Raw genomic sequence first — 23570 nt, 5'->3', positions numbered from 1 at the left:
TCTACACTGTAATCACAAGAAATTCTTCAGCAAGTTTTATTATACCAGTATATTCTTTTGATGCCTCTTCTAAAAGCTCAACTACATTCCCGTAATGCGGCAGATGGGTTAAAATTAATTGCTTAACACCTGCTTCACGTGCAAATCGTCCCGCATCCGTACTGTTCATGTGGCCCGCGGATTTTCCATTTTGATTGGCATAAAAGTTACATTCGCAGACAAGAACCTCTGCTCCTTGGCTGAAAGAGATGAATTCCTCTTTAAAGGAACTATCAGCCGTATAGACAATCGCCTTGCCTCCTGCTTCAATCCTCATGGCATAGCACGGTACAGGATGGTCTGTTTTTAGGAACGTGATTTGAAAAGGACCCACCGATAACTGTTGATGGGGATCATAGGCGATACCTTTCATAATATTTTTATAAGAAAGCTTGGCAAACTCCTGCTGGTCCAATGGATGACCGTATACAGGCAAGGTGTCCATTTGTTTTCCCAAGTATCCCTGAATTAATCTGGCATGTTGCAATACCCCGATATCAGCGATATGGTCAGGGTGATAGTGGGAGATAATAGCAGCATCCAGTTGTTCCGGCTGAATGATATTCTGCATCTTAGCCAGAACCCCGCTTCCGCAATCAATCAACATATGAAATCCCTCATGCTCCAGCAGATATCCGGCGCTAGCAGCATTCACCTTAGGATATCCGCCCCATGGTCCAATAATGGTTAGTTTCATTCCCATTCCTCCAAATAATAGTTACATATCTATAATATACGCTATTATCAGGATAAGCAGTAAAAAACCAGCCCAAATTATAGGCTGGTTTCCGGTCATGCTTCATTTTCAATCGGCTTGTGGAAGCTTGATTTGAACCTTTTTGTTAAATAGCTTAGGGTACAGATGGCAAAAATGACGATGTATCCCGCCAATATGGAAAGATTTTGCCACATATATCCGGAATCCCCACTTGAAATCACTGCTTTGAACCCTTTTACTGAATAGGTCATTGGCAGCAGGGCATGGAAAAACTGCAAGAAATCAGGAATGGTTTCTAGCGGGAATGTTCCGGCGCTTGTTGTTAATTGGAAAATCAGGATCAAGATAGCAATGAAACGCCCTACATCCTTTAGAGATGTCACGAGCAATTGAATTAATGCCACAAAGGTTAAACTTGTAAAAATCGTAAATAAGATAAATCTCGGCACACTTTGAACATCAAGGTCCAAAGCCGTCAATATGATAGTATCAGCCAGCAAGGCTTGAATGATTCCCATGCCCGCAAGAATCGAGAACTTGCTGATGAACCAGTTAAAGCCATTAGCCGGTTGTACAGCAGGTTCAGCAATTGGGAAGACAATTGATAAAATCAGCGCACCTACAAACAAGCCCAGTGACAGAAAGTATGGGGTAAATCCTGTTCCATAGTTTGGCACATGATTGACACTATCCGTGTCGAGTTTGACAGGTTTAGACATCATGTCATAGGTCTTATCATTTCCATTCACCTTTGAAGCTTCGGTGGCTCCTTCGGCCAATTTATCGGCTAATTCTTTGGCCCCCTGGGATACTTTTGCTGTTCCGTCGGTTAATTGATTGGAGCCTTGTGCCAATTGATTGGAACCATCAGATAATTGGTCCGCGCCGTTCGATAACTGATTCATGCCAGATGTCAGATCACTTGCACCGCTTGTTAAAGCTTGTGACCCAAGATAGAGTTGATGAACCCCTTGCTGTAATTCTTTTTGGCCATTATTTACCGAGCCAATGCCCACAAGCAGTTTATCAAAATATGGGTTGGTCTGGCTGGCCAGTTTTTGGTCAAGACCATTAGTGGAAGATGCCAACTGTTGATTGACTGTCGTTTTGAATTGCCCAAACGCACCATCTAATTTAGGGTTTAATTCAGCTAAAATCTCCTGCTGAACTTGCTCTTTTGTTGGTGCATTCTTCTGGGCTTGGCTTATGATATTCGCGGCTAGATCCGGACTCATTTGACCTGCCTCTTGTGCCAACTGGGTTATGGTTTGGCTTTGCTGCTGGATGATTTTATCCGCCATCTCGGAAGCCAGAGAAGCAGCTAATTGTGACTCAAAACTATCAATACCAGAGTTAAGTGCTGTTACGCTCCCCGCCATTTGGCTATTGATCCCTTTGGCTATTTCAACAGGTAGAGTGGTTTTTAATTGCTCGGCCCCAGCATATACTTGGTTCGTTCCATCAATCAATGTCGGCATGCTGGAATCGGCTTTTTCAAGCCCGGCATTGAGCTCGGTCGATCCAGATGCCAGTTTTTGTGAACCGGAAGAAGCTTGTTTGACCCCTTGATTAAACTCGATTGATTTCTCGGCCAAGGTTGCCAATCCTTGACTCAAATCTTTGGACCCGCCTGCTAGTTCATTCGTTCCTGAACTCAAATCTCCGGCACCGTCACTCGCTTGGCCGATACCGTCCGCAAGATCGGTTACCTTATCAAACATTGTCTCCGCGTAGGTTTTCGTCACTTGTTCCGCAACAGCGGTTTTAATTTTTTCTACGGCTGTTCCACCAATCTGTGCGGAGAGAAAGTTAAAGCTTTCGTTAGGTGTATAAATCAATTCCAACTTTTTCGGATTTTGGTCCATTAACGTGGTTGCATTTTCGGAAAAATCCTTTGGGATTTCAATCAGCATATAAAACTTTTGATTGTTAAGCTGTTTAAATGCTTCATCTTTGGATAATGTCTGAAATTTAAATTGGTTACCGTTTGTTAACTTTTTAACGAGATCCTTTCCAAGCTTCAGTTGCTGCCCATCCAATTCCGCCCCTTTATCTTGATTGACAATGGCAACCGGCAGCTGATCGAGTTTAGCATACGGATCCCAAAAAGCCCATAAAAACATCCCTGCATACAGGATAGGAATAAATAATACGGCGAGGATGGGTATGAGAATTTTTTTGTTTTTGAAAATCGTTGAGAGTTCTTCCTTTAACAGAACATTTTTCACCTCGGATGCCCCCTTACTTCAAAATAATTGACTATTTCATTCAAATGGTCATTCAATCCCAAAAACAAAGGACTATCAAACTAAAGATAATCCTTTAATGACCAAATGAACATTTTAGTCATTTGATACCTAATGAGTATACTCCCTTTTTTACATGTTTACAAGAAAAAAGAAGCTGCTATCATGGAGCAGCTTCTAGTAAATATTTTAGGACTTTTTGAACCGCAGCCTCTCCTTGGTCAATACAATCAGGTACTCCGACACCACCGTAAGAAGCGCCAGCTAAATAAACACCTGGCAATTCAGCACTCATTTGTTCCAATATTTTTGCCATTCGCTGCTTATGGCCCACCGTATATTGGGGCATCGCATTTTTCCAGCGAGAAACAATGAAGAAATCTGGATTCATTGTAATATCCATTGTTTTCTTCAGGTCATCAAGAACTATTCTTACAATTTGGTCATCTGACAGGTCGACAATCGTCTCGTCCCCTGCTTTTCCCACATAACAGCGGAGCAGGACTTTACCTTTTGGAGCCGCATGTACCCACTTTTTATGCGTCCAAGTGCAAGCAGTAATCGAGTAGTCATTGTTTCTTGACACAACAAATCCCGTTCCTTCAATATCCTGCTTGATTGCTTCCTCCGGAAAAGCGAGGGCAACGGTAGCAACCGACGTGGAGGGAACGGATTTAAACGGATCAAAAAAACGATAGTCAGAAAACATGGATTGCGTTACTTTATGGGGGGTAGCGGCAATAATGCTGTCTGCCGTCAGCATTTCCCCGTTATTCAGGTAAATTTCATAATGTTGGTTTACCCTGCTGATACTTTGAACCCGATGCCCTCTTAAAATCGATTCCCGTGCAAGGTGTGCCTCAATAGCTTCGGCAAAGGATTGCAGGCCCGTCCGGAAGGTTAAAAAACCGCCTGTTTTTTTGTCCTTCATTTCCTTTGGTTTGGGCTGGGCCGGAGTAGCCTTTTTCATTCCAATAATAAGGCTTCTGTATTTTTGTTCTACCTCAAAAAATTGGGGAAAAGTGGCCTGCAGGCTTAATTGGTCAATATCACCGGCATAGATTCCCGACAATAATGGTTCAATTAAATTCTCAACCAGTTCATCGCCCAGTCTTCTTCTGAAAAATTGGCCTAAGGATTGGTCTTTGCCACTTTCTGAACGGGGCAAAATTAAATCAGCGGCAGCTCTTATTTTACCGGGGATAGAAATAAGGCCAGTTGTGATAAACGGCCCTATTTCCGTTGGGATTCCCATCATGGCCCCGCCAGGAATGGAATGCAGCTTTTCGTTAACCAAAACGAATGACTTCCCAGTTGAATTAGGCACCAGTTTGTCATCCATCCCAACTTCTTTAGCCAGTTTTTTAATGCTTGTTTTTCTCGCCAGAAAAGAATCAGGACCCCGCTCAATGGTAAAACCGTCCCTAATGACAGTTTGCATTTTACCCCCAAGGCGGTGTGATGCTTCAATAAGTTGAACGTCTAAGGGAAGGTGTTTTTCCTTAATGGACTTCTGCAAGTAGTATGTGGCTGCCAGGCCGGAAATTCCCCCGCCAATAATGACAACCTTTTGTTTATGTTCCGCCACGGGATATCACCTTCTTCCAGTTATGTTACGTTTCCGAGTTATTCCACTGCTTTTTTCAGGACTACTTCCGCCAATACTCCAATAAATTCGTCCTTGGCATTAGGCATTTCTGGTCGATAATAGCTTACTCCCAAGTCTTCCGTAACAGCCCTGCATTCCACATCATTATCATATAGAACCTCTAAATGGTCACAGACAAAACCTACTGGCGCATACACAAATGCTTTGTATTGATGCTCTTCATATAAGCTTCTTGTTAAGTCCTGGACATCAGGCCCCAGCCAAGGGTCCGGCGTATTTCCGGCACTTTGCCAGCCGATGCGATAATTTTTCACACCTGCTTGCTCTGCAATCAAATCCGCTGTTTCCCGCAACTGTTCAGGGTATGGATCGCCCATCTGGAGAATCTTTTCCGGAAGGCTGTGAGCCGATACAATCAAAACGGCATTTTCCTTTTCCTCTTCAGGCATCTGGTCAAAGATATGTTTAATCTGGTCAGACCAATAACGAATAAATTTCGGTTCCTGATACCAGCTGTCAATCGATTTGATCAAGAGCCCACCTTGTTTTTCCGCTTCCTCCGCAGCCCTGCTGTTATAGGACTTAATGCTGAAGGTTGAATAGTGCGGCGCCAGCACAAGACTCACGGCCTCTTTTATCCCATCCTTAACCATCTGCTGGACGGCATCTTCAATAAATGGTTCGATATGTTTTAATCCAAGATACATTTTAAATTCTATGTCCGTTTGTATCGCATTGAGATCCTTTTCCAGCTTTTCAGCTTGTTCAAGTGTTATTTTTGCGAGGGGTGATATCCCCCCGATTGCTTCATAACGATTGCGCAAATCCTCTATCATTTCAGGAGTTGGCTTCCGGCCATGGCGAATATGTGTATAATATCGTTCTAAGTCATCAGCAGTATAAGGCGTTCCGTATGCCATGACCAGCAATCCCATCTTCTTTTTTGTCATCTATTGCACCTCGTTTTTACAAGTTCTTCAGTATATCCCACTATTACTATCACTGGTGAATCTCTTTACTGATAGTTTCACTTAATTTTGCCAAAAAAATCGTTGGCCTGCCAATTTAATGCTTAAAAATGAAGGCTGTTTTCGTAGATATTGCTGTTTTCCTTCTTACGTTTATCAAAGAATAATAAACATTGAAAGGTAAAACACATCTTCCAATATTTGAGATTATGTAAGATATATTAGCGACCGTTCTGGCTTTTTTTCTGAGCGTACGGTCGTTAATTAATCGCTATTAACGACCCTACTGGCGATTTTTCTGAGTGTATGGTCGCAATAAGGGCTATTAACGACCGACCTGGTGATTCTTTCGAGCGTACAGTCGCTAATAAAGGCTATTAACGACCGTACCAGTCATTTCAAGTGAACAGTCGTTTATCACTATACATCTTCCCAGCAGTCTATTAATGTAGAAAAAGCAATAATCCTTTAGAAAAGAGCCAAAAAGAATTAGGAATGACTGCGTCTGGATGCGGAATATTCATGAATAAACGCTGTTAATTTTTTTAACGTTTCTGGATTTACAGATGGGAATACTCCATGGCCTAGGTTAAATATGTAGCCATCATGCTCCATTCCCTGATCCAAAATGGCTTTTGCCTTCTGCTCAATGACCTCCCAAGGAGCCAATAAAACGGCCGGGTCCAGATTCCCTTGAACCGTTTTGGTAATTCCCATTTCCCTTGCCTGACGGATTGGAAGGCGCCAATCTAATCCGACGACATCAAGCGGCAGGTCATTCCATTCCAATGCCAGGTGGCTGGCCCCGACACCAAACATGATGAGAGGCACATTTTCTTCTTGCAAAGAAGTAAATATCCGATTCATAACTGGTTTAATAAAGTAGCGATAATCCTCGACATTCAACGCGCCAACCCAAGAATCAAAAATTTGGATGGCTTTTGCGCCGGCATGGATTTGTGCTTTCACGTATGTAATAATCATATCGCCCAACTTTTCCATTAAAGCAAACCAAGCTTTTGGCTCCGAATACATGAAAGCTTTTGTTTTATTATAATTTTTCGAAGGACCGCCTTCGATCATATAACTGGCAAGTGTGAACGGTGCTCCGGAAAAACCGATTAATGGAACGGCTAATTGCTCTTCCGTTAAAAGTTTAATGGTATCAAGCACATAGGGAATATGCTCTTCAGGATGAAGCTCCTGGAGCTGCTCCACATCGGCTAGTGTTTGGATTGGATTATCAATAACGGGGCCCACTCCCCCTTGTATTTCCACGTGCATCCCCATTCCAGGCAGCGGCGTCATGATATCCTTATATAGTATTGCCGCATCGACTTGATAATTCTCAACCGGCAGCCGTGTCACATAGGCACATAATTCCGGTTGATGGGTAATCTCAAAAAGGGAGTATTTTTCTTTAATTTCCCGATATTCCGGCTGTGAACGCCCAGCCTGTCTCATGTACCAAACAGGTACATGGTCTGTTTTCTCACCTCTAGCTGCTTTTAGAAACGTTTCATTAATCGGTTTGTTCATTCCATTGGCCCCTTTCATAGACACATCTGTTTACCATTTTAATATATAAAGATTAAATTTAAAAACTTCATTTTACAACAGACTGTCTACACTATATCGATTAACCTCATTTGTGTATAGTAAATACTATTAACTGTCAAAAAATAGTCGATTTTGAAAGTCCGTATACCTTATTGCAGGGGAGTAAGCTTCCCGCGTACACTATTAATAATCCTAGGAGGGAAAACATCATGAATGTTTATTTAACCACCGGAACAATAGAGTATCTAAAGAAAATAATGGAAAAACATCCTGAGGAGAAACTAGTGGCCATGGAAAACGCCGATGGCGCATTATTAATCCATGAAACTAAAAGAGAAACTGTCTTTAAACTGCCTAGGCGATATGAGGCTATTGAATCCCGTGGAGAGTTGGCCAAGGAAGGTTTGGTTGTCATGAATCACATCCCGGTTACAGATGAAGGCCGCCCGTTATTTGAACACAAAATGAAGCTTCAAAATTGGTTGTTCGAGAATGAACCTGGATTACTTGCCCTAAGGTGCCTCCGGCCAATAGCATCGAAAACCTATATAATCCTCACCATCTGGGAAAAAGAGGCCTCCTTTGAAAAATGGCAAAGCAGCAATGCTCCTTTTTCCGAAAAAGTCAATAGTAGTTTCGGCATCGGACAGCCAGGCATCTTTGAGAATGCCCCTTATATTCGGAAATATTTCATTACTGAATAGGGTTTGTGTTTACGTTCAGAACTTAAAACATGCGGCAAGACTAAAATCTTGTACTGGGAATGGACTGGTGTCCATTCCTTTTTTTTATTTAATTCCGCTTCCCGCCATTTTCCCCTCACCACTTGAAGTGTTATTTAATATTCTGTATTACATCCATCAGGGCGAATACCCAATAAAAGCCTTATGGAATCGGAAAGGAGGTCAATTATATGCTTGTTGAGCTTACTGCTCTCCATTGGATTTATGTTGTTTTTATTGCTTTAATCATCGGTTTCATGGTCATGAGAAGGGATACAACCATCGTTTGCATAGCCGGAATCTTTTTAATTGCCATTACGGCCACTGGCAGTTTAAGCCATGCTGTCAGCAGTATTTTTAATAGCTTTAGTTATGCGATAACAGAATTGTTATCTACCATTCTCGTTATTTCCATTATCGTGGGCATGAGCCATACGCTAACCGTAACAGGGATTAACGATGTAATGATATCGCCGTTTCGAAAACTGATTCGCAACCCCGGCTTGGCTTATTGGACGATTGGGTTATTAATGATGGTGATTTCGTGGTTTTTTTGGCCATCGCCTGCTGTTGCTTTACTCGGGGCGGTCCTCCTCCCAGCAGCGATCAGAGCAGGACTACCTGCACTAGGTGCCGCAATGGCCATGAACTTGTTTGGCCATGGGATTGCACTGTCCGGGGATTTCGTCATCCAAGCAGCACCAAAACTGACAGCTGATGCAGCGGGACTCCCAATTGACGAGGTGATTCACTCCAGTGTGCCATTGGTATTTATCATGGGTATTGTCACAACGATAGTTGCTTATTATTTTCTGCGAAGGGATATGAAACGAGGGCTTTTGAAGGCCGAACCCCCTTCTGAAACCGCTTCTTCACACGAGGAGGTTTCCGGTTCACCTCCTCCACTTTTATCACTGCCCCAAAAACGTTTTTTCGCACTTTTGGTACCTATACTCTTTGTAGCCGACGTCGCGGCCATGGTCGCGTTGGATTTAACCGGCGGCGATGCCACAGCCTTAATTGGTGGTACTTCCATCCTGATTCTTCTGCTTATTTCACTAGTCGGGTATAAAAACAAAGGACTTGAAAAAACTACCCATTTTTTAATTGAAGGTTTTCAATTTGGCTTTAAGGTATTCGGACCAGTGATCCCGATTGCTGCCTTCTTTTACTTGGGGGATGCGGGATTCACAAAAATTGTCGGGGATTTCCTTCCAAAAGCCTCTCAGGGGATTGTAAATGATTTGGGCCTTGCGCTTGCCAGCATAGTTCCGTTAAGTAAAACCGTTGGGGCTGTAACTCTAACCGCAGTTGGCGCCATAACAGGATTGGATGGGTCGGGGTTCTCAGGAATATCTCTTGCCGGCTCGGTTGCCAGCTTGTTTGCAGCCGCTATTGGCAAAGGAGCAGCCACTCTGACTGCTTTGGGTCAAATCGCAGCCATTTGGGTTGGTGGCGGAACGCTGGTCCCATGGGCGTTAATCCCTGCGGCAGCTATCTGTAATGTCGACCCATTCGAACTGGCCCGAAGAAACCTGCTGCCAGTTCTAATTGGACTAATTGTTACCACAATAGCCGCTATTTTTATCATTTAATTTTAAAAAAAGAGGCCTATTAGCCTCTTTTTTTAGTGGGACGATTCTTAAAATATTTATATAATCCAATCCATATAGAAACCCATAAAAATCCTAAGGCATAGCCCCCAATCACATCCGTGAAGTAGTGAACCTGCAAAATCAACCGGCTCGCCCCTATTAACAGCAGCAAACAAGCCGTTATCCCAATCGTTACCCATTTACCGACTCTGGATTGAATGGATTCCAAGACCAGGTAGGCAATGAAAAAATACATAACTATCCCTACCATGGCATGTCCGCTCGGGAAGCTATAGCTTGAAACATGAACAAGATGTTCAAGCTCGGGCCTTGGCCGTGCAACAGCATCTTTAATAAGATTACTGACCTCATTACCGAGTGCTACAGCCAAAGCTAAAACTGCCGACCCCAAATAATTTTTCTTTTTAAACAGTAACCATAAAAGGGCCAATAAACAAACCGCTCCGATTCCCTTTTTATCACCCATTTCTGTGACTTGTATAAAAAATGGATTGACGGAGTCAGGCACCCCAGAAAACCAACCCGCGCTTCTTTTGTCCAGCCAGAATGGACTGTTTGCCCCCACTTTTATCATTATGATGGCAGAGACAATGCCGGCCAAGATGATCATCATGATGAAAAAAACTGTTTTGTTGAAAACTCGCATTTTTTAACTTTCACGCCTTTTCCTATTAAATACTTTAAAAGTATAAAGAAAAATCCCAGAAAAATCTATATAATAGTAAAAGTAGTTATAATAATTTGAAAAAACAGTTATGAAGGGGGTTCCTATGCTGCAAAAACTTTATGCAAAGTTAGAAGAATACTATGAAGATATGGTGTCGATCCGCAGGTACTTGCACCAGCATCCAGAGCTGTCATTTCAGGAATACGAAACGGCTCAGTATATTGAATCATTCTATAAAAATCTCAACATTGACGTGCGCGGCAAGGTGGGCGGCAACGGGGTTGTCGCAAAAATAACAGGGGGCAAACCGGGTAAAACGGTGGCGTTAAGGGCCGATTTTGATGCCTTGCCGATACAAGATGAAAAAGAGGTACCCTATAAATCCCTTGTGCCAGGCGTCATGCATGCCTGTGGCCATGATGGGCATACAGCCTCACTCCTGATTCTGGCAAAAGCACTCAATGAACTGAGGCCCGAAATCGAAGGAAACATTGTCTTCATTCATCAGCACGCGGAGGAATTTGCCCCCGGTGGAGCGATTGCCATGATAAAAGACGGCTGCTTGGACGGGGTGGATGTGATTTTCGGAACCCATTTATGGGCTAGTGAGCTCTTAGGCACGATTCAATATAGAACTGGACCGATTATGGCTGCAGCAGACCGATTTGAAATCGACATACAGGGACAAGGTGGACATGGCGCTCAGCCGCATAAAACAAAAGATGCGATTGTTACCGCATCGCAGCTTGTATTAAACCTGCAGCAAATTGTCAGCCGCAAGGTGAATCCCGTTGATTCCGCTGTCGTAACCGTGGCATCCTTTATGGCCCCAAATGCCTTTAATGTCATTGCTGACAAAGCAAAGTTAGTCGGGACAGTGCGGACATTTAAAGAAGAGGTCCGTTCTTTTATTGAGCAAGAAATGGCAAGGATTATCCATGGAACTTGTTATTTATCCGATTCTGACTATGAGTTCAAATATGAAAGAGGTTATCCTGCTGTAGTGAATCATGATGCGGAGACGGAACTCCTGATATCATGTGCAAAGGAAGTATCTGAGGTCAATTTGATTGAAGAATCCGAGTTGCAAATGGGCGCTGAAGACTTTGCTTATTACTTGGAAAAAGTTCCTGGCACTTTCTTTTTCACCGGGGCGGAACCAGCTACAGCAAATCCTGGTTATCCACATCATCACCCTAAATTTGATATTAATGAGAAAGCCATGCTGATTGCCGCGAAAACATTGGGAACCTCTGCAATCAAATTCAATAACGCCTAACTTAATTGATGTGAAACCTTTCTGTCTTAGGAAGCCTCTTCGGGTTCCAAGTGGCCCAATATTTTTCGGCTTTGGTCACGTGGAGCCCCCTTCTTTCACAGCACTTGCCTAAGCTTCAGGGGCCATCCTTAAAATTCTCATCCGGTACGCGTTCATGGCAGTCTCACCCAAATGCTTAAGGAGGTTATTGTTTGCGTAAGCTCCCACAAAGGCACCAATGCCAGGGACCAGTTGAAGCAATTTGGCAAGGTCAATATAATCACGATACTCCTGCTGGAACTGGCGCCAATCCATTTCCGCCAATTCCCGCTTACGATTCTCCCATTTTTCTATCTCAGATAAGGTTTGCTTGCGGATTTCATCACTCGAAAAAGCAAGCTGAAACACATGCAGGATAAACAGCCGCTCCTCATAGTCCTTTGTATTGAAGCCATAGATTGCAGCGGTATCATATAAAAATTTCATTTTAATGGTCAACAAGAGCGGAAAATCAGCCAATCCCAGTAATAGTCCGCCTGCGCCGGTTCCGGCTCCTTCCACCATAGCAGTTTTCCGGTAAGTGTCCATTTTTTTTCGAAGGAGTTCATCTCTCTCCTGAAGTGAGAGTCCTCTTGCCTGTTCAGGATTAGTCGTCACCTGCGATCCCAGCAGTGTTGCTTTGACCATGGCTTTAATACTTTCGGTCATGACCTCATGAACCTTCTCCGGAATCAGTTCGTTCATTTTCCCTTGGGCCTTTTTGGAAACGCGGCTCAACATTCCCGAGCGTCTGGTTATCCTTCTCTTCCATTCTTGGATTTCATCGTAAACCTCTAGCTCGTATTGATTCATTCAAGCAACACCTCCACATCATTTTTACGAAAAAAAAGGCAAAAAGGTTTCAAGAAAAGCGGCTGGCCCGGAAATTCGAGTCAGCCCATTCCTCTACAATTTCAAACGTTTTTTACTGTAAACATGAACAAATAAATAGTTAAACACTAAACCAGCCGCAAAACCACCAATGGCCAATAAAATCTCGCCTTTGATTAAGATCATCACAGCAAATACGATTAATTGAACCGACATAACAACCAATATTAATTTTGCAAAAGCTGCCCACTTGGTTTTATCCGCAGACGGATATAAATCAACCCATAGTTTATTCTGGTGATGATGGATAAGAGGTTGAAGCTGGAAACCAGTTAAATATAAAAACAAGACTAACAGGATAATTTGCCCGATTCCAAATGATATGAAATATATGGCAAGTGTTCCAATAACCGTCAACCGGATAAATAGTCCCAGGTAATCCGAGGACCGCAGAAACGTCCGCGAATACAGGTACAAATACGTGTTTTCTTGGGAAAACTCCACGCCACGGAGCAAGAAGTCGAGCCACTTTCTTCGCTTCACGGTTTCTTTTAAATGTGGCACATCTGTAAACAAGTTTGCCAATCGATAAAATGAGGCCATCCTTTTTTGCTCATGGTCAATTAATAGGTCCCATTTTAGTCCGAGGGTACTTGTCCGAACATGGAAAAATCCGTAATAAGCAACCATGATCAAACCTAGCATTAGAATAATGTAAAAACTGGCTTGCACTAGCAGCAAATAAGCAAAGATGATATTCATCAACAAACGGACCGTCATATCCCATCTATGGACAGATGGCTGAACAAAAAAGTCAATCCTCCATCCTACGGCCACATTCCATGCTTTAATGACCAATAACACAATAAAAATCGGCAAAAAAAGATGAAAGCCATTAGGATTGACGTGTGCATACAACGGCATAAACACCGCCAATACCATTAACAGGATATATCCTTGAAAGGCAATGCTTGCCAGTCCGGAACGCAGGAAATACCCTTTTAGTTTTGTTTCCAACGGAATTAAAAATACCCTGTCGGCTTCAAGCAAAAAATTGTAAACAGGACTACCCGTTAAAAAAATCCCGATTACAGTTGCCGTTATAAGTTCCGCTGGGAAATCAGCCGGTAAGGTTGCAATCCATTGCTGATAATAGTACGCTGCCGTTCCAATCAGGAATAACATAACGATGACAATATGGCCATTAAATATATACTTTAAATATCTTGCTAATTCTTTAACGCGCGCTCCGGCCCTGTCCCTCCATAATTTCTTCTCATCAAACATAATTTTCTTCCTTTGTCAGTTGTATGTACAAATCATCTAAAGTAGCATTTGGCATGGAAAATTGCTGTCTTAATTCCTCCAACGTCCCTTTGGCCCGAATTTTTCCTTCATGGAGAATGACAAAGCGATCACAATATCGTTCTGCTGTAGCCAATATATGGGTGGACATTAAGATGCCGGCTCCGCTTTCTTTTGCTTTTTTCATTAAATCCAATAGCGATTGAATGCCGAGCGGATCTAATCCGACAAACGGTTCATCGACAATATACAGCGAAGGCTGCACCAAAAAAGCGCACATGATCATGACTTTTTGTTTCATCCCTTTTGAAAAATGGGCTGGAAACCAGTTTAACCGTTTTTCCATTCTAAACTCCTTCAGTAATGGGTGGACTCTTTTCTCAAACTCCTCCTCCTTCAGACCGTAGGCCATGGCCGTTAGGCGCAAATGCTCAGCTAGCGTTAATTCCTCATAAAGAATCGGGGTTTCCGGCACAAAGGTAAACATCCGGCGGTAGGCCTCCTTATCCTGCGAAATGGTTTGGCCCTTTATTTTAATGACACCCTGATGCGGTTCCATTAATCCAATAATATGCTTGATGGTGGTGCTCTTTCCTGCTCCATTTAAGCCAATTAGGCCGACCAGTTCGTTTTCATTCACTTCAAAGGAAACATCTTTTAAAACGGGGTTCCTTGTATATCCCCCCACCAAATTTTCAATCGTTAATAACGACATTGACAACGTCCTTCCATTATCATGATTTCTTAATATTTTACCAAATCCTTGCCGATAAAGAAATCTCGCCGACTGGCAAGCCCCAAGGGCGAAGACAGAGGCGTAGTTGCACTTATGCGTTAAAAAAATATAAAGCTTTCGCAAGAAAGTTTATATTTTTTTATTAGCTAAAATATAGAAATTGCAAACCGCAAAATTTTATATGTATATTACTCTTACCATTGGACATCATAATTTACGAAGGGGAATGACGATGAAGTGATTCATCAAAACTTGAGATGAGGTGTTTGTAAAAGACACTTATCATTCAAAGACGCTCGCTTCACAAACGTTTCAAATAAGGGGATGGTTGTAGTGTACAACGTGCAGGATAACCATTTTGAGTTCAAATAACACCAGGTTTATCGACAATAAACTGAAAATGAGGTGTTTATCGCAGATCGTCAACCGTTTTTATAGGTAGGAAACCATAAAAACAAACAGGGGATGGTCAGCTTGAACAATGGTGTTTCTTTATAAAATGCACTTTAAAGCCAAATGAGGTGTTTATCAAAGAACATTCCTAAAATGAACGTGTTAATGGAAGCATTTCCCCTTCGGAAGGGTGGGATCCCAAGCGATCCCGCCTTTTTCTTTTGTTTAGCCTATGGTAAAATAATACAAACTGCAAATGAAAGGTTGTGCATTACATGAGTGACTGTATTTTTTGCAAAATTATCAATGGGGAAATCCCTTCTGCCAAGGTGTACGAAAATGAGCATGTATTAGCATTTTTAGATATCAGTCAAGTGACGAAAGGACACACATTGGTCATTCCAAAAGTACATAAAGAAAACCTGTTTGAATTAACACCGGAAATTGCCGGCCAGGTATATTCCGCAGTGCCTGCAATTGCCAATGCCTTAAAGCAGGAGTTTGAACCTGTTGCCCTAAATACAATCAATAACAACGGAGAACTTGCGGGGCAAACGGTCTTCCATTTCCACATCCATTTAATCCCGCGTTATGGAAAGGGAGATGGACTGGGAGTCGTATGGAAAAGCAACCAAAGTGACTACACCTCCGGACAGCTTCAGGAAATGGCCGCAAATATCAGCAGCCGGTTAGGATAAAGATACTATTATCTGAAAATTTGTATCTTCCTTATCATTATATTAATATGCTATAATGTACCTAGGTTCTTCGCTGCAGGCAACGAGTGCACTGCAGGAGGGGCAAATAGCTTAGTCAAGCAGAGGAGAGATGAGAAATGAATACGAAAAACCTTGTGGTATTAGCACTTTTAGCCGGGATTGGGGTTGTCCTGCATACGTTAATGCCAGCATTCTTGCAAATCAAGCCAGATATGATGCTCGCCATGATGTTTTTGGGTATTGTACTGATACCAAACATTAAAAGCGCGACACTCATGGGTATTGTAACCGGCATCCTGTCAGCTTTAACCACTAGTTTTCCTGGAGGCCAGCTTCCAAATATAATTGATAAGGTGCTTACCTCCCTAATCATTTTTGGATTAATTATTGCCTTCAAAAAATATTCAAATACTACGGTTGGGGTTGCTGTTTTGACAGCTGTTGGCACAATCATTTCCGGTTCCATCTTTTTGGGTTCAGCCTTTTTTATTGTCGGCCTGCCTGGTCCATTTGCAGCATTGTTTGTGGCAGGAGTCCTTCCAGCAGTGGTTATTAATACCATTACAATGGTTATTTTGTATCCAATAGCCCGGTCGATATTCAAAAGAACAAGTCTATCATCAACAGCTTCCGTCGTACAGAAATAATCGGCGGGATCCTTATTAAGAAAAAGAACCCCGCAAGGGTTCTTTTTCTTAAATCCACCTTATTGCAGTGAAGAAAGCAGGAAGGCAATCAAGAAACAGATGGCTCCCCCCAAAAAAAGAGTAACCGTTCGTTTTTTGATTATTTGTTTGGGAGGGTAAACGCCTGGCCTTTTTAAATTAACTGCCTGCTTGCCCGCACCTAAAAACAGGACCGCACTTAAAATAAAAAACAGGATAGCAGCACTTTTCATTCTATTATCCCCCTGAAGGTTACCGATTAAGATGGTTGTAACTATTTATATGATTTTTCGTCCATTCGTATGAAGAGTTTCCTCCATAACTATTCAAAGAAATTATTTTTTTATCGGAAATATTCTAAAAGTTGCCATTTTTCCTGGTGAACCTTTAAAATAGATTAAAAGATATGTATTTTCAGTATAAAAAAATAGTAATTTCTAAAAATTTTGTTAATTTTTACTTTATTAATTTTTATTTTATTGGCATAATGAAAATAGAGTAATATAAAAGTAGGTGAATATGGGGATGGCAGAGAAACAATTTTCAATGAAGGAAGCGTTCTTTTTTAGTCAAAGAATTGCACAATTAAGTAAAGCTCTTTGGAAATCTATTGAAAAAGATTGGCAGCAATGGATTAAGCCTTTTGACCTGAATATTAATGAACACCATATTCTTTGGATCGCCTATCATTTAAATGGCGCCTCCATATCAGATGTGGCAAAGTTTGGTGTCATGCACGTGTCAACAGCTTTCAATTTTTCAAAAAAGTTGGAAGAAAGGGGTTTGCTCCAATTTTCTAAAAAAGAAAATGATAAGCGCAATACGTATATCCAGCTCACACCAGAGGGTGAAAATATCTTGCTGCAGTTAGTGGAAACCTATCAGCCTGACGGAAATGCGGTGTTATCCGGGGCCCTGCCACTCCGAAACCTTTATGGCAAGTTCCCTGATATCATTGAAATCATGGCAATCGTCCGAAATATTTATGGCGATGATTTTATGGAAATCTTTGAACGTTCCTTTAACAACATTGAAAACCAGTTTATTGAAGAGGACGGAAAAATCAAAAAGAATGAAAAACCTGAAACTGAGCTTGCTTAACAGCCGGCTAAATGAATTTTTGGAGTTCCAGAAAAAGTGGTACGTAGAGCCCTTGTGTTAAACATGCCTTAATGACAGATTTTTGGTTTAGGTTCCTCGGCAATGCGGCTGCAAACTCTTCAAAAAGCGGATGAAAGTGTATATATCCATCCGCTTTTTGTTCTGCAAATTTTCGGTTCAATTTATTACATAAAGTAAAGAGTCGTTCCACTTCTTGTTCTGTAATGCCATTTTCAATAATTAGTCGGAAAAGCTCCAGCTCGGGGTTCTTGGTCAGCTTAACTAACAGTTTTTGATGATATTCCAGAATCCTCACTTTTTCCCATAATACGTCTTGGTCCTTCATGGTTAAAGCCTTCTTTCAAGATTATGCTGGTATTAGGTTCATCATTGCCATTTCCTGATGGTCATAAACGTTTTTGCAAAGCATAGGCACAAGACTTTCCCGGATAATAGGTATCTTTTTTTGTGTATTTCTGATATTGTAGTAGGGAAAATGTACAACAAGGAGGGAATCAGTGATGATCTCCATTTTTATTATTTTAGCCATCTTTATATTATTTTATATTAATAAAATGACCAGTATACTTTGTCTACAAAAGGAAATACCGGAGGAACGACAGCATAAAGTGTTTCGAACCATCAATATTTTGGTTACCATTCTGCTGATTTCTTCATATATTGAAATTCTGTTTACATAGACCGGTTATTTTTGAAACAAATGACAAAAAAAATACAAGCGATGAGTCAAATCTCATCGCTTTTTTTATGCTGTATTACCAAACCCAAGCAGCACCAACAATAATCAAGAGAATGAACAGAACAACGATTAACGCAAATCCTGCTCCGTATCCACCGCCACCAGACATATTCGTGCCTCCTTCCCATATCGAAGTTGTTAATAGTCTTTTGGCTCGCCATTCCTTTTATCGAAACGGGTCAAATCATGAGCCAAATATGCAGGAACCCCTGTGCTTATTACAGGTTCTACCTTATACTATTCAACTGCATTTCATTTCGCCTAGGCGGTTATCTTATTTTTGTGGAAAAGGTACTTGAGAATTTTGTCTTAATTTACAAATGATTTGCATTTTCTTTTTGCAGTACTAACCATTTATGATATAGTAAATCATATGGACAAACCACCATAAGAATTTATTTTTAGGAGAGATTGAAAATATGAAGAAATGGATAATTGCCTTAACTTTAACCGGCACTATGCTAACGTTAGGTGCCTGTAATGCCGGTTCCGATAAAGTTGCGGAAAGTAAGGCAGGAGATGTCACCCAAGAAGAACTTTACAATATGATGAAGGATAAGATTGGTGACCAAGCGCTGCAGCAGCTGGTATATGAAAAGGTGCTTTCGAAAAAATATAAAGTGACTGACGCGGAATTAAACAAAAAGATTGACGATTTAAAAACACAGCTTGGAGATAATTTCGAAACCACACTTAGTCAATATGGCTATAAGGATGAAAGTGATCTAAAGAAAACCATGAAAATTGGCATGCTTCAAGAAAAAGCAGCCATGAAAAATGTAAAAGTAACGGATAAGGAACTAAAAGAGTATTACGATAACTATAAGCCGGAAATTACGGTTCGTCACATTCTCGTGGCTGATGAAGCGAAAGCAAATGAAGTGAAACAAAAATTAGATGCTGGCGGCAAATTTGAAGATCTTGCCAAGGAATATTCCACTGATACTGGTACCAAAGATAATGGCGGGGATCTTGGCACAATCAACAACCAAAACTACTCTTCTTATGATCAAGATTTCATTAATGGGGCATACGCGCTCAAAAAAGGCGAAATTAGCGGTCCTGTAAAATCATCGTTTGGATATCATATTATTCAAGTGACTGATCGGAAAGAAAAAGAATCTTATGATAAGATGAAGGACGATTTGGAATATGAACTTAAGTCATCCAAAATAACCAGCGATGACATTAATAAAGCCATGCAAAAAGAACTTAAAGATGCAGATGTTAAAGTGGACGATAAAGATTTAAAAGACGCACTTGACCTTTCCACTTCTACTTCAACTTCAGGCCAATAAAAAAAAGCGGAGGTGCCCCAGGGCACTTCCGCTTTCCTTATTCATTGGTTGCTTTTAATCCTTTTCTGGTTTCCTTTTCTTGTTCAAGCCGTTTCATATAGGCTTCACCCTCGCGTTCGATGTCTTCCATTTCAAGCTGCCGCTCTTCTCTCCCCGTTTTTATGGCCATGAGCGCGCTTATGATAATGCCAGCCACGACGGCATAAATCCAAATAGGTATTGTCAACTGTCCCATACTCCCTTCATATGGTTGTCCACTTTTTATTACATGATATTTCGGTCGAACATGAATTATGCCCGCTAAGAGCAAAAAAATAACCCAAAGCATGGGTTATTTTTTGTTTAATGATTTATTTGTGGAATACGGGTTTATAAAAGGAGCGATTATCCAAAGCAAAAATACGCTCGGTAAATTCACCTGGTTTCACTTTCTCTAATGCCCTGTCCATCATGTTCATTTTTGCATCAAGATTATCAATATAATGCAGGATCTCGGCTTCTTTCACAAGAGGAGGCTTCGGGCTGCCCCACTCTGCTTTTCCATGATGGCTTAGGACCAAATGTTGCAAAATCAGCACCTCTTCACCGGAAATCCCTAGCTCTTCGGCCGCTTTCCCGATTTCATTAATCATAATCGTAATATGACCCAGCAGATTGCCTTCAAGCGTATATACAGTAGAGATTGGTCCCGATAATTCCATTACCTTTCCCATATCATGCAATATGACTCCTGCATACAGCAAGTCGGTATCCAGGCTTGGATACAGGGATGCAATGGACTTAGCCAGATCGAGCATGCTAACTACGTGGAAGGCAAGGCCTGAGACAAATTCATGATGATTCCTTGTGGCAGCTGGGTATTCCAAAAATGCCTTCTGATGCTTTTTAATCAAGTGGCGGGTAATCCTCTGGATATTGGGGTTTTTCATCTCAAAGATATACTGGGTTAATTTACTGGCCATCTGGTCTTGGTTCAAAGGAGCCGTCTCCAGGAAATCCTCCAGATTCCTCCCATCTGCCAGGCCCGATTTGCGGATTTGCCGAATTCTCAGCTGGTTCTTTCCCCTGTAATTTTGCAGGTCTCCCGAGACTTTGACCACGTTTTGCGCCGCATACGTTTTTTCATCCTCTTCATTGACGTCCCATAGCTTAGCCTCGATTTCTCCGCTTTTATCCTGAAGAATCAGCGTCAAAAAGGGCTTACCATTACTCGCAATCCCTTTTGTCGAACTTTTTATCAGCAGAAACAATTCTACCTGTTCCCCGACTTCATAATGCGCGATCCCTTTTCCCAACCGACTCACTCCCTGCTTAATATAAACGTGCTGTCCTGTTTCTCTATGATACTTTCACGGCGTCTAATCTAATAACGTGTTCCTTTGGAAAATAAGGCAGCAGATGTTTATGGCATGTGAAAAACAAAATTTGATTTTGACCTAGCTGCTGCAATAAATGTATCACTTTTTCCGTTCTATTAGAATCAAAATTAACAAAGCTGTCATCAATAATAATTGGAAACTGGTATTTTTCATAAATCGTTAATGCCAGAGCCAGTCTGATGGACACATAAAGCTGTTCTGTCGTTGCCTGGCTTAATTCATTTGCCTCAAATATTGCATGGTCGTGCCGCTCCACTTGATACCCCGTACCTGCCGGATGTAAAAAGATTCTATGGTAAGATCCATTCGTGAGGAATACGAAAAGTTCCTCCGCTTTCGAAAGCATCCTTGGTAAGTGTTCATTTTGATATTTATCAACAGTGCGATAAAGAAGGTCTTGAGCAAGGGAATACACTGCCCATTCTTTTGCAGCCTGTTCAAGCTCGAATTTCTTTTGCTTAAAGCGATGGAGAATATCAGAGTATACGCCGCCTTCTTCAAGAATTTGAATTTCGTAGTTCACTGAAGCCTGGCTTTCTTGGTGGGTGTTTAGCACTTCTTTTAGGCGCTCGATCTCATGGGCCGTTACGGCGATGGCATCCTCCACCTGATGGACTTGCAAATAATTTTCTCTTTCCTGGGGAGAGAGAATGGAAAAGTGAAGTTGTCCTTGGATTGTGACAAGCCTCTCATTCAGTTCGGTTATTTTGGCAGCTTTTTTTCCAAGTTCATAGAATTGCGGTTCCGTTTCCGCACCTGCATCCTTTATCCACCTTTTATATTCTTCTTGGAGGTGGTCTCTCTCCACGCTTTTTTGTGCTAATTCCGTCTTCAGGTCTGTCAGTTTGGTTTGTCTCTCGCGAAGGGTGATCCTTTTTTCGTGCTCTTCCTTCAACCTTTTTCGTAATAAATAGGCGATTCTGCCGATATCCCCGCTCTGTTCTGTTAAATAACGATGTTCATAAAAGTTAAACTGCCCGTCCAGCTTTGTCTGTTGGCTGTTTATTTGACTTAGCTTCGTGGAGCATTTTTGTTTTTCCCTGCATATCGTCTTGAATTGCTCCATTAATTGAAAGGCATCAAGTAAATAGGAGGTGGCCAGGTAATCCGGAATCCTTAACTCCCTGCTAAGGGAAATAAGCCTGGCATTGTTTTCAGCCAGCTCTGCTTCCCATTCCTCAAACTTCGTAATAACCCGGTCAAATTGGGATTGTTGCTGATTCAGCTTCAAGGTTACTAAGCGCAGCTGCTCCTTGTGCTGGTCATCTTGTTTTAATCGGGTAACCAATTTGTCATATTCCTGATATTCCGCCGAATTTAATTTTTCGCTGAGCTGCTTTTCTTCGTCCCTGAGCTGCTCAAGTGCCCTTGTGTGCTGGTTATCCTTTTGATTTCTTAAATGGATAACGAAATATACCGCAAGCAGCAAACCGCCTGTCATCCCTATAGCAAGCAATACCCATTGTTCAGTTAGCCCCCCATAAAGAGCCAAGCCGGCTAGGACAAAAGCAAATATGATCAGCTGAAGCTTTAGCCGGTTATCAGAAATCCGGTTCTGTGTAAGGGATTCCTGATAAAAGGTGATTTTATCTTTTATCCGGTTTAATTGTTCCTCTAAACTCTTTTGATCATTGCCACGCATATAATCTTCAAGCTTTGCGCGCTCGTGTAGTGTTAAGCACAGACTTTCGGCTAATCCTACTTCTTTTTCAATCGCCTCGAGTTGAACCTTTTCTTCTTGATATTGTTTTTCCAAATCCTGCTTTGTTTCTTCTAATTTTCTACTGGCTCTTGTCAGTGATTCTACTTGATTCTTCATGAACAGATTGGTATTAACGGACAAGACTTCAGCTTCTTCTAATGGCAAATGCAGTTTCTCTTTGATAATGGAAAGCTCCTCATCAAGGCTGTCTAGTTTTAAACGGCACTGCTGTGCTTCCATTTTTAATTGCTCATAAATGGAGCTTTGGTCAATAACCGATAAAATGGATGCTTCCTCATCCAAAAAAGCGTCATCCGGCTGATAAGCATCCAAATCCTTTTTGGCGTTTTCAATCCGCTCACTAATGCTAGCTATTTCCGCATTTAACGGAAGAATCAGCTGCTTTAAATTTTCCAGGATTTCAATTCCACGAACGGGAAAGTTCAAAGCGCCTAGTTCTTTCAGTTCTTGTCGCGTCCACATTTCCTCTTTTACCAGCGGTTCGATCTTTTTCCATTCTTTCAACTTATCAAGCCTATCCTGGAGCCCGGTTAGCCGGTTTTTAACTTCGGATAATTGCACCTGCAACGAATGTTTTGTTGCAAGGAGAGTTTCATATTCTCCGTTTTTGGCGGCAGCCTTTTTTAATTCCCGACTGATTCCATGAAGTTCTTGTAGTTTCTCATTGAGGAGCGGTTTTTTTCCACTTGGCTTAAAACGCGACTCAAGCTCTTTTTGGAGCTCCGCTTCCGTTTTCGAGAGACGCTCAGTCCCCAACATGCCGGCAGAAAATAAGAATTTCCCCAACTCTTCTCCTTTCATCTGATGAATATTTTGCAATCCATGCAAATTAAAGGAGAAAATAGCCTGGAATATACTTTTATCAAAGTGATCCAGTAACTTGCCCAAAAGTTCCTCCCCACCAGTCGTTCCATCATCCGTCACGACGGTGACATCACCAGCAGCTTTCCCTTTCACCCGTTCAATCACGCATATGCCGTACTTTTCATGGTAGACTTTTAGATTTCCGCCATATTTGGTACTATGTTTTGGTTCATACCGGAGTTCTGACTGCTGCCTAGTGGGAAAGCCAAATAAAATACTGGTAATAAATGCCGACAAGGTAGATTTTCCCGCCTCATTCTCACCAAAGAAAACTTGAAAATCGCCAAAATGGTCAATTTTAACGTTTTCCAATTGGCCGAAGCCATAAATGTTGGCCGAAATAATTTTCATGAC

23 protein-coding genes are annotated in these 23570 nt (G+C 41.7%); 8 read left to right on the top strand and 15 right to left on the bottom strand.

Going from position 1 to position 23570, the window contains the following annotated elements:
- Position 1: 1 nt before the first annotated feature.
- The 5 genes from ACY8D0_RS02575 to hemE form a co-directional block, all read right to left on the bottom strand.
- Positions 2-736, bottom strand: a complete 735-nt coding sequence (locus ACY8D0_RS02575) for an MBL fold metallo-hydrolase (protein ID WP_462408925.1) — start codon at positions 734-736, stop codon at positions 2-4.
- Positions 737-831: 95 nt separating this feature from the next.
- Positions 832-2985, bottom strand: a complete 2154-nt coding sequence (locus ACY8D0_RS02570; protein ID WP_462408924.1) for a YhgE/Pip family protein — start codon at positions 2983-2985, stop codon at positions 832-834.
- 181 nt (positions 2986-3166) lie between these two features.
- Positions 3167-4591 carry a protoporphyrinogen oxidase gene (hemY, locus tag ACY8D0_RS02565; protein ID WP_462408923.1) on the bottom strand — a complete coding sequence of 475 codons (1425 nt, stop codon included), beginning with the start codon at positions 4589-4591 and terminating at the stop codon, positions 3167-3169.
- Between the two features lie 38 nt (positions 4592-4629).
- Entirely contained in the window at positions 4630-5562 is a 933-nt protein-coding gene (gene hemH, locus ACY8D0_RS02560) for a ferrochelatase (protein ID WP_462408922.1), read from the bottom strand.
- 507 nt (positions 5563-6069) lie between these two features.
- Positions 6070-7119, bottom strand: coding sequence for a uroporphyrinogen decarboxylase (hemE, locus tag ACY8D0_RS02555; RefSeq protein ID WP_462408921.1), 1050 nt, complete (start codon positions 7117-7119; stop codon positions 6070-6072).
- Between the two features lie 230 nt (positions 7120-7349).
- On the opposite strand from hemE, the gene ACY8D0_RS02550 reads away from it, so the two are divergent.
- Together ACY8D0_RS02550 and ACY8D0_RS02545 are read left to right on the top strand one after the other, a co-directional pair.
- Positions 7350-7844, top strand: a complete 495-nt coding sequence (locus ACY8D0_RS02550; RefSeq protein WP_462408920.1) for an antibiotic biosynthesis monooxygenase family protein — start codon at positions 7350-7352, stop codon at positions 7842-7844.
- Positions 7845-8053: 209 nt separating this feature from the next.
- Positions 8054-9457 (top strand): hypothetical protein, encoded by a 1404-nt coding sequence (locus ACY8D0_RS02545; protein ID WP_462408919.1) that lies wholly within the window; start codon positions 8054-8056, stop codon positions 9455-9457.
- Positions 9458-9476: 19 nt separating this feature from the next.
- On the opposite strand, the gene ACY8D0_RS02540 is transcribed toward ACY8D0_RS02545, so the two are convergent.
- A complete protein-coding gene (locus ACY8D0_RS02540) occupies positions 9477-10091 on the bottom strand; it encodes a phosphatase PAP2 family protein (protein WP_462408918.1) in 615 nt (204 codons plus the stop codon).
- 157 nt (positions 10092-10248) lie between these two features.
- Here ACY8D0_RS02540 and ACY8D0_RS02535 point away from each other — a divergent pair, with 157 nt between their 5' ends.
- Complete coding sequence (locus tag ACY8D0_RS02535; protein ID WP_462408917.1) at positions 10249-11424, top strand: M20 family metallopeptidase; 1176 nt, start codon at positions 10249-10251, stop codon at positions 11422-11424.
- A 108-nt stretch (positions 11425-11532) separates the two neighbouring features.
- Here the strand turns inward: ACY8D0_RS02535 and ACY8D0_RS02530 are convergent, their stop codons facing one another.
- The 3 genes from ACY8D0_RS02530 to ACY8D0_RS02520 form a co-directional block, all read right to left on the bottom strand.
- On the bottom strand, positions 11533-12255 hold the full coding sequence (locus ACY8D0_RS02530) for an EcsC family protein (protein ID WP_462408916.1): 723 nt from the start codon (positions 12253-12255) through the stop codon (positions 11533-11535).
- A gap of 93 nt (positions 12256-12348) precedes the next feature.
- The gene (locus ACY8D0_RS02525) at positions 12349-13560 is read right to left on the bottom strand and encodes an ABC transporter permease (protein WP_462408915.1); all 1212 of its coding nucleotides are present in this window, start codon (positions 13558-13560) and stop codon (positions 12349-12351) included.
- Entirely contained in the window at positions 13553-14293 is a 741-nt protein-coding gene (locus ACY8D0_RS02520; RefSeq protein WP_462408914.1) for an ABC transporter ATP-binding protein, read from the bottom strand. Before ACY8D0_RS02520 ends, ACY8D0_RS02525 begins: the two co-directional genes overlap by 8 nt.
- A 689-nt stretch (positions 14294-14982) precedes the next feature.
- Here ACY8D0_RS02520 and ACY8D0_RS02515 point away from each other — a divergent pair.
- Together ACY8D0_RS02515 and ACY8D0_RS02510 are read left to right on the top strand one after the other, a co-directional pair.
- Positions 14983-15405, top strand: coding sequence for an HIT family protein (locus ACY8D0_RS02515; protein ID WP_462408913.1), 423 nt, complete (start codon positions 14983-14985; stop codon positions 15403-15405).
- Between the two features lie 137 nt (positions 15406-15542).
- Entirely contained in the window at positions 15543-16073 is a 531-nt protein-coding gene (locus ACY8D0_RS02510) for a tryptophan transporter (protein ID WP_462408912.1), read from the top strand.
- Between the two features lie 59 nt (positions 16074-16132).
- Here ACY8D0_RS02510 and ACY8D0_RS02505 read toward each other — a convergent pair whose 3' ends face one another.
- On the bottom strand, positions 16133-16324 hold the full coding sequence (locus ACY8D0_RS02505) for a membrane protein YhzF (protein ID WP_462408911.1): 192 nt from the start codon (positions 16322-16324) through the stop codon (positions 16133-16135).
- Between the two features lie 292 nt (positions 16325-16616).
- Here ACY8D0_RS02505 and ACY8D0_RS02500 point away from each other — a divergent pair, with 292 nt between their 5' ends.
- Positions 16617-17192 carry an HTH-type transcriptional regulator Hpr gene (locus ACY8D0_RS02500; protein ID WP_462408910.1) on the top strand — a complete coding sequence of 192 codons (576 nt, stop codon included), beginning with the start codon at positions 16617-16619 and terminating at the stop codon, positions 17190-17192.
- Positions 17193-17199: 7 nt separating this feature from the next.
- Here the strand turns inward: ACY8D0_RS02500 and ACY8D0_RS02495 are convergent, their stop codons facing one another.
- Complete coding sequence (locus ACY8D0_RS02495) at positions 17200-17538, bottom strand: DUF1878 family protein (RefSeq protein WP_462408909.1); 339 nt, start codon at positions 17536-17538, stop codon at positions 17200-17202.
- Positions 17539-17713: 175 nt separating this feature from the next.
- Between ACY8D0_RS02495 and ACY8D0_RS02490 the strand changes: the two genes are divergently transcribed.
- Positions 17714-17893: a hypothetical protein gene (locus ACY8D0_RS02490; RefSeq protein WP_462408908.1), complete on the top strand. Its 180-nt coding sequence runs from the start codon at positions 17714-17716 to the stop codon at positions 17891-17893.
- A 75-nt stretch (positions 17894-17968) separates the two neighbouring features.
- On the opposite strand, the gene ACY8D0_RS02485 is transcribed toward ACY8D0_RS02490, so the two are convergent.
- Complete coding sequence (locus ACY8D0_RS02485; RefSeq protein ID WP_462408907.1) at positions 17969-18061, bottom strand: YjcZ family sporulation protein; 93 nt, start codon at positions 18059-18061, stop codon at positions 17969-17971.
- Positions 18062-18371: 310 nt separating this feature from the next.
- On the opposite strand from ACY8D0_RS02485, the gene ACY8D0_RS02480 reads away from it, so the two are divergent.
- Entirely contained in the window at positions 18372-19250 is an 879-nt protein-coding gene (locus ACY8D0_RS02480) for a peptidylprolyl isomerase (RefSeq protein ID WP_462408906.1), read from the top strand.
- A gap of 37 nt (positions 19251-19287) precedes the next feature.
- On the opposite strand, the gene ACY8D0_RS02475 is transcribed toward ACY8D0_RS02480, so the two are convergent.
- The 3 genes from ACY8D0_RS02475 to ACY8D0_RS02465 form a co-directional block, all read right to left on the bottom strand.
- On the bottom strand, positions 19288-19485 hold the full coding sequence (locus ACY8D0_RS02475; protein ID WP_462408905.1) for a sporulation YhaL family protein: 198 nt from the start codon (positions 19483-19485) through the stop codon (positions 19288-19290).
- 115 nt (positions 19486-19600) lie between these two features.
- Entirely contained in the window at positions 19601-20545 is a 945-nt protein-coding gene (gene yhaM, locus ACY8D0_RS02470) for a 3'-5' exoribonuclease YhaM (RefSeq protein ID WP_462408904.1), read from the bottom strand.
- Positions 20546-20588: 43 nt separating this feature from the next.
- Positions 20589-23567, bottom strand: coding sequence for an ATP-binding protein (locus ACY8D0_RS02465; protein ID WP_462408903.1), 2979 nt, complete (start codon positions 23565-23567; stop codon positions 20589-20591).
- Positions 23568-23570: the final 3 nt, after the last annotated feature.

It is taken from the genome of Neobacillus camarae (assembly GCF_054950115.1).
The sequence above is the reverse complement of the archived record's forward strand: the minus strand, read 5'-3'. Positions and strand labels throughout refer to the sequence as shown.

Excerpts from the sequence above, each read along its gene's own strand:
- hemH (WP_462408922.1), bottom strand. The coding sequence starts at position 5,562 with ATGACAAAAAAGAAGATGGGATTGCTGGTCATGGCATACGGAACGCCT.
- ACY8D0_RS02530 (WP_462408916.1), bottom strand. The coding sequence starts at position 12,255 with ATGAATCAATACGAGCTAGAGGTTTACGATGAAATCCAAGAATGGAAG.
- ACY8D0_RS02475 (WP_462408905.1), bottom strand. The coding sequence starts at position 19,485 with ATGGGACAGTTGACAATACCTATTTGGATTTATGCCGTCGTGGCTGGC.
- ACY8D0_RS02485 (WP_462408907.1), bottom strand. The coding sequence starts at position 18,061 with ATGTCTGGTGGCGGTGGATACGGAGCAGGATTTGCGTTAATCGTTGTT.
- ACY8D0_RS02510 (WP_462408912.1), top strand. The coding sequence starts at position 15,543 with ATGAATACGAAAAACCTTGTGGTATTAGCACTTTTAGCCGGGATTGGG.
- ACY8D0_RS02500 (WP_462408910.1), top strand. The coding sequence starts at position 16,617 with ATGGCAGAGAAACAATTTTCAATGAAGGAAGCGTTCTTTTTTAGTCAA.
- ACY8D0_RS02575 (WP_462408925.1), bottom strand. The coding sequence starts at position 736 with ATGAAACTAACCATTATTGGACCATGGGGCGGATATCCTAAGGTGAAT.
- ACY8D0_RS02535 (WP_462408917.1), top strand. The coding sequence starts at position 10,249 with ATGCTGCAAAAACTTTATGCAAAGTTAGAAGAATACTATGAAGATATG.
- ACY8D0_RS02540 (WP_462408918.1), bottom strand. The coding sequence starts at position 10,091 with ATGATGATCATCTTGGCCGGCATTGTCTCTGCCATCATAATGATAAAA.
- ACY8D0_RS02545 (WP_462408919.1), top strand. The coding sequence starts at position 8,054 with ATGCTTGTTGAGCTTACTGCTCTCCATTGGATTTATGTTGTTTTTATT.
- ACY8D0_RS02515 (WP_462408913.1), top strand. The coding sequence starts at position 14,983 with ATGAGTGACTGTATTTTTTGCAAAATTATCAATGGGGAAATCCCTTCT.
- ACY8D0_RS02525 (WP_462408915.1), bottom strand. The coding sequence starts at position 13,560 with ATGTTTGATGAGAAGAAATTATGGAGGGACAGGGCCGGAGCGCGCGTT.
- ACY8D0_RS02505 (WP_462408911.1), bottom strand. The coding sequence starts at position 16,324 with ATGAAAAGTGCTGCTATCCTGTTTTTTATTTTAAGTGCGGTCCTGTTT.
- ACY8D0_RS02490 (WP_462408908.1), top strand. The coding sequence starts at position 17,714 with ATGATCTCCATTTTTATTATTTTAGCCATCTTTATATTATTTTATATT.
- ACY8D0_RS02480 (WP_462408906.1), top strand. The coding sequence starts at position 18,372 with ATGAAGAAATGGATAATTGCCTTAACTTTAACCGGCACTATGCTAACG.
- ACY8D0_RS02520 (WP_462408914.1), bottom strand. The coding sequence starts at position 14,293 with ATGTCGTTATTAACGATTGAAAATTTGGTGGGGGGATATACAAGGAAC.
- ACY8D0_RS02495 (WP_462408909.1), bottom strand. The coding sequence starts at position 17,538 with ATGAAGGACCAAGACGTATTATGGGAAAAAGTGAGGATTCTGGAATAT.
- hemE (WP_462408921.1), bottom strand. The coding sequence starts at position 7,119 with ATGAACAAACCGATTAATGAAACGTTTCTAAAAGCAGCTAGAGGTGAG.
- ACY8D0_RS02550 (WP_462408920.1), top strand. The coding sequence starts at position 7,350 with ATGAATGTTTATTTAACCACCGGAACAATAGAGTATCTAAAGAAAATA.
- ACY8D0_RS02465 (WP_462408903.1), bottom strand. The coding sequence starts at position 23,567 with ATGAAAATTATTTCGGCCAACATTTATGGCTTCGGCCAATTGGAAAAC.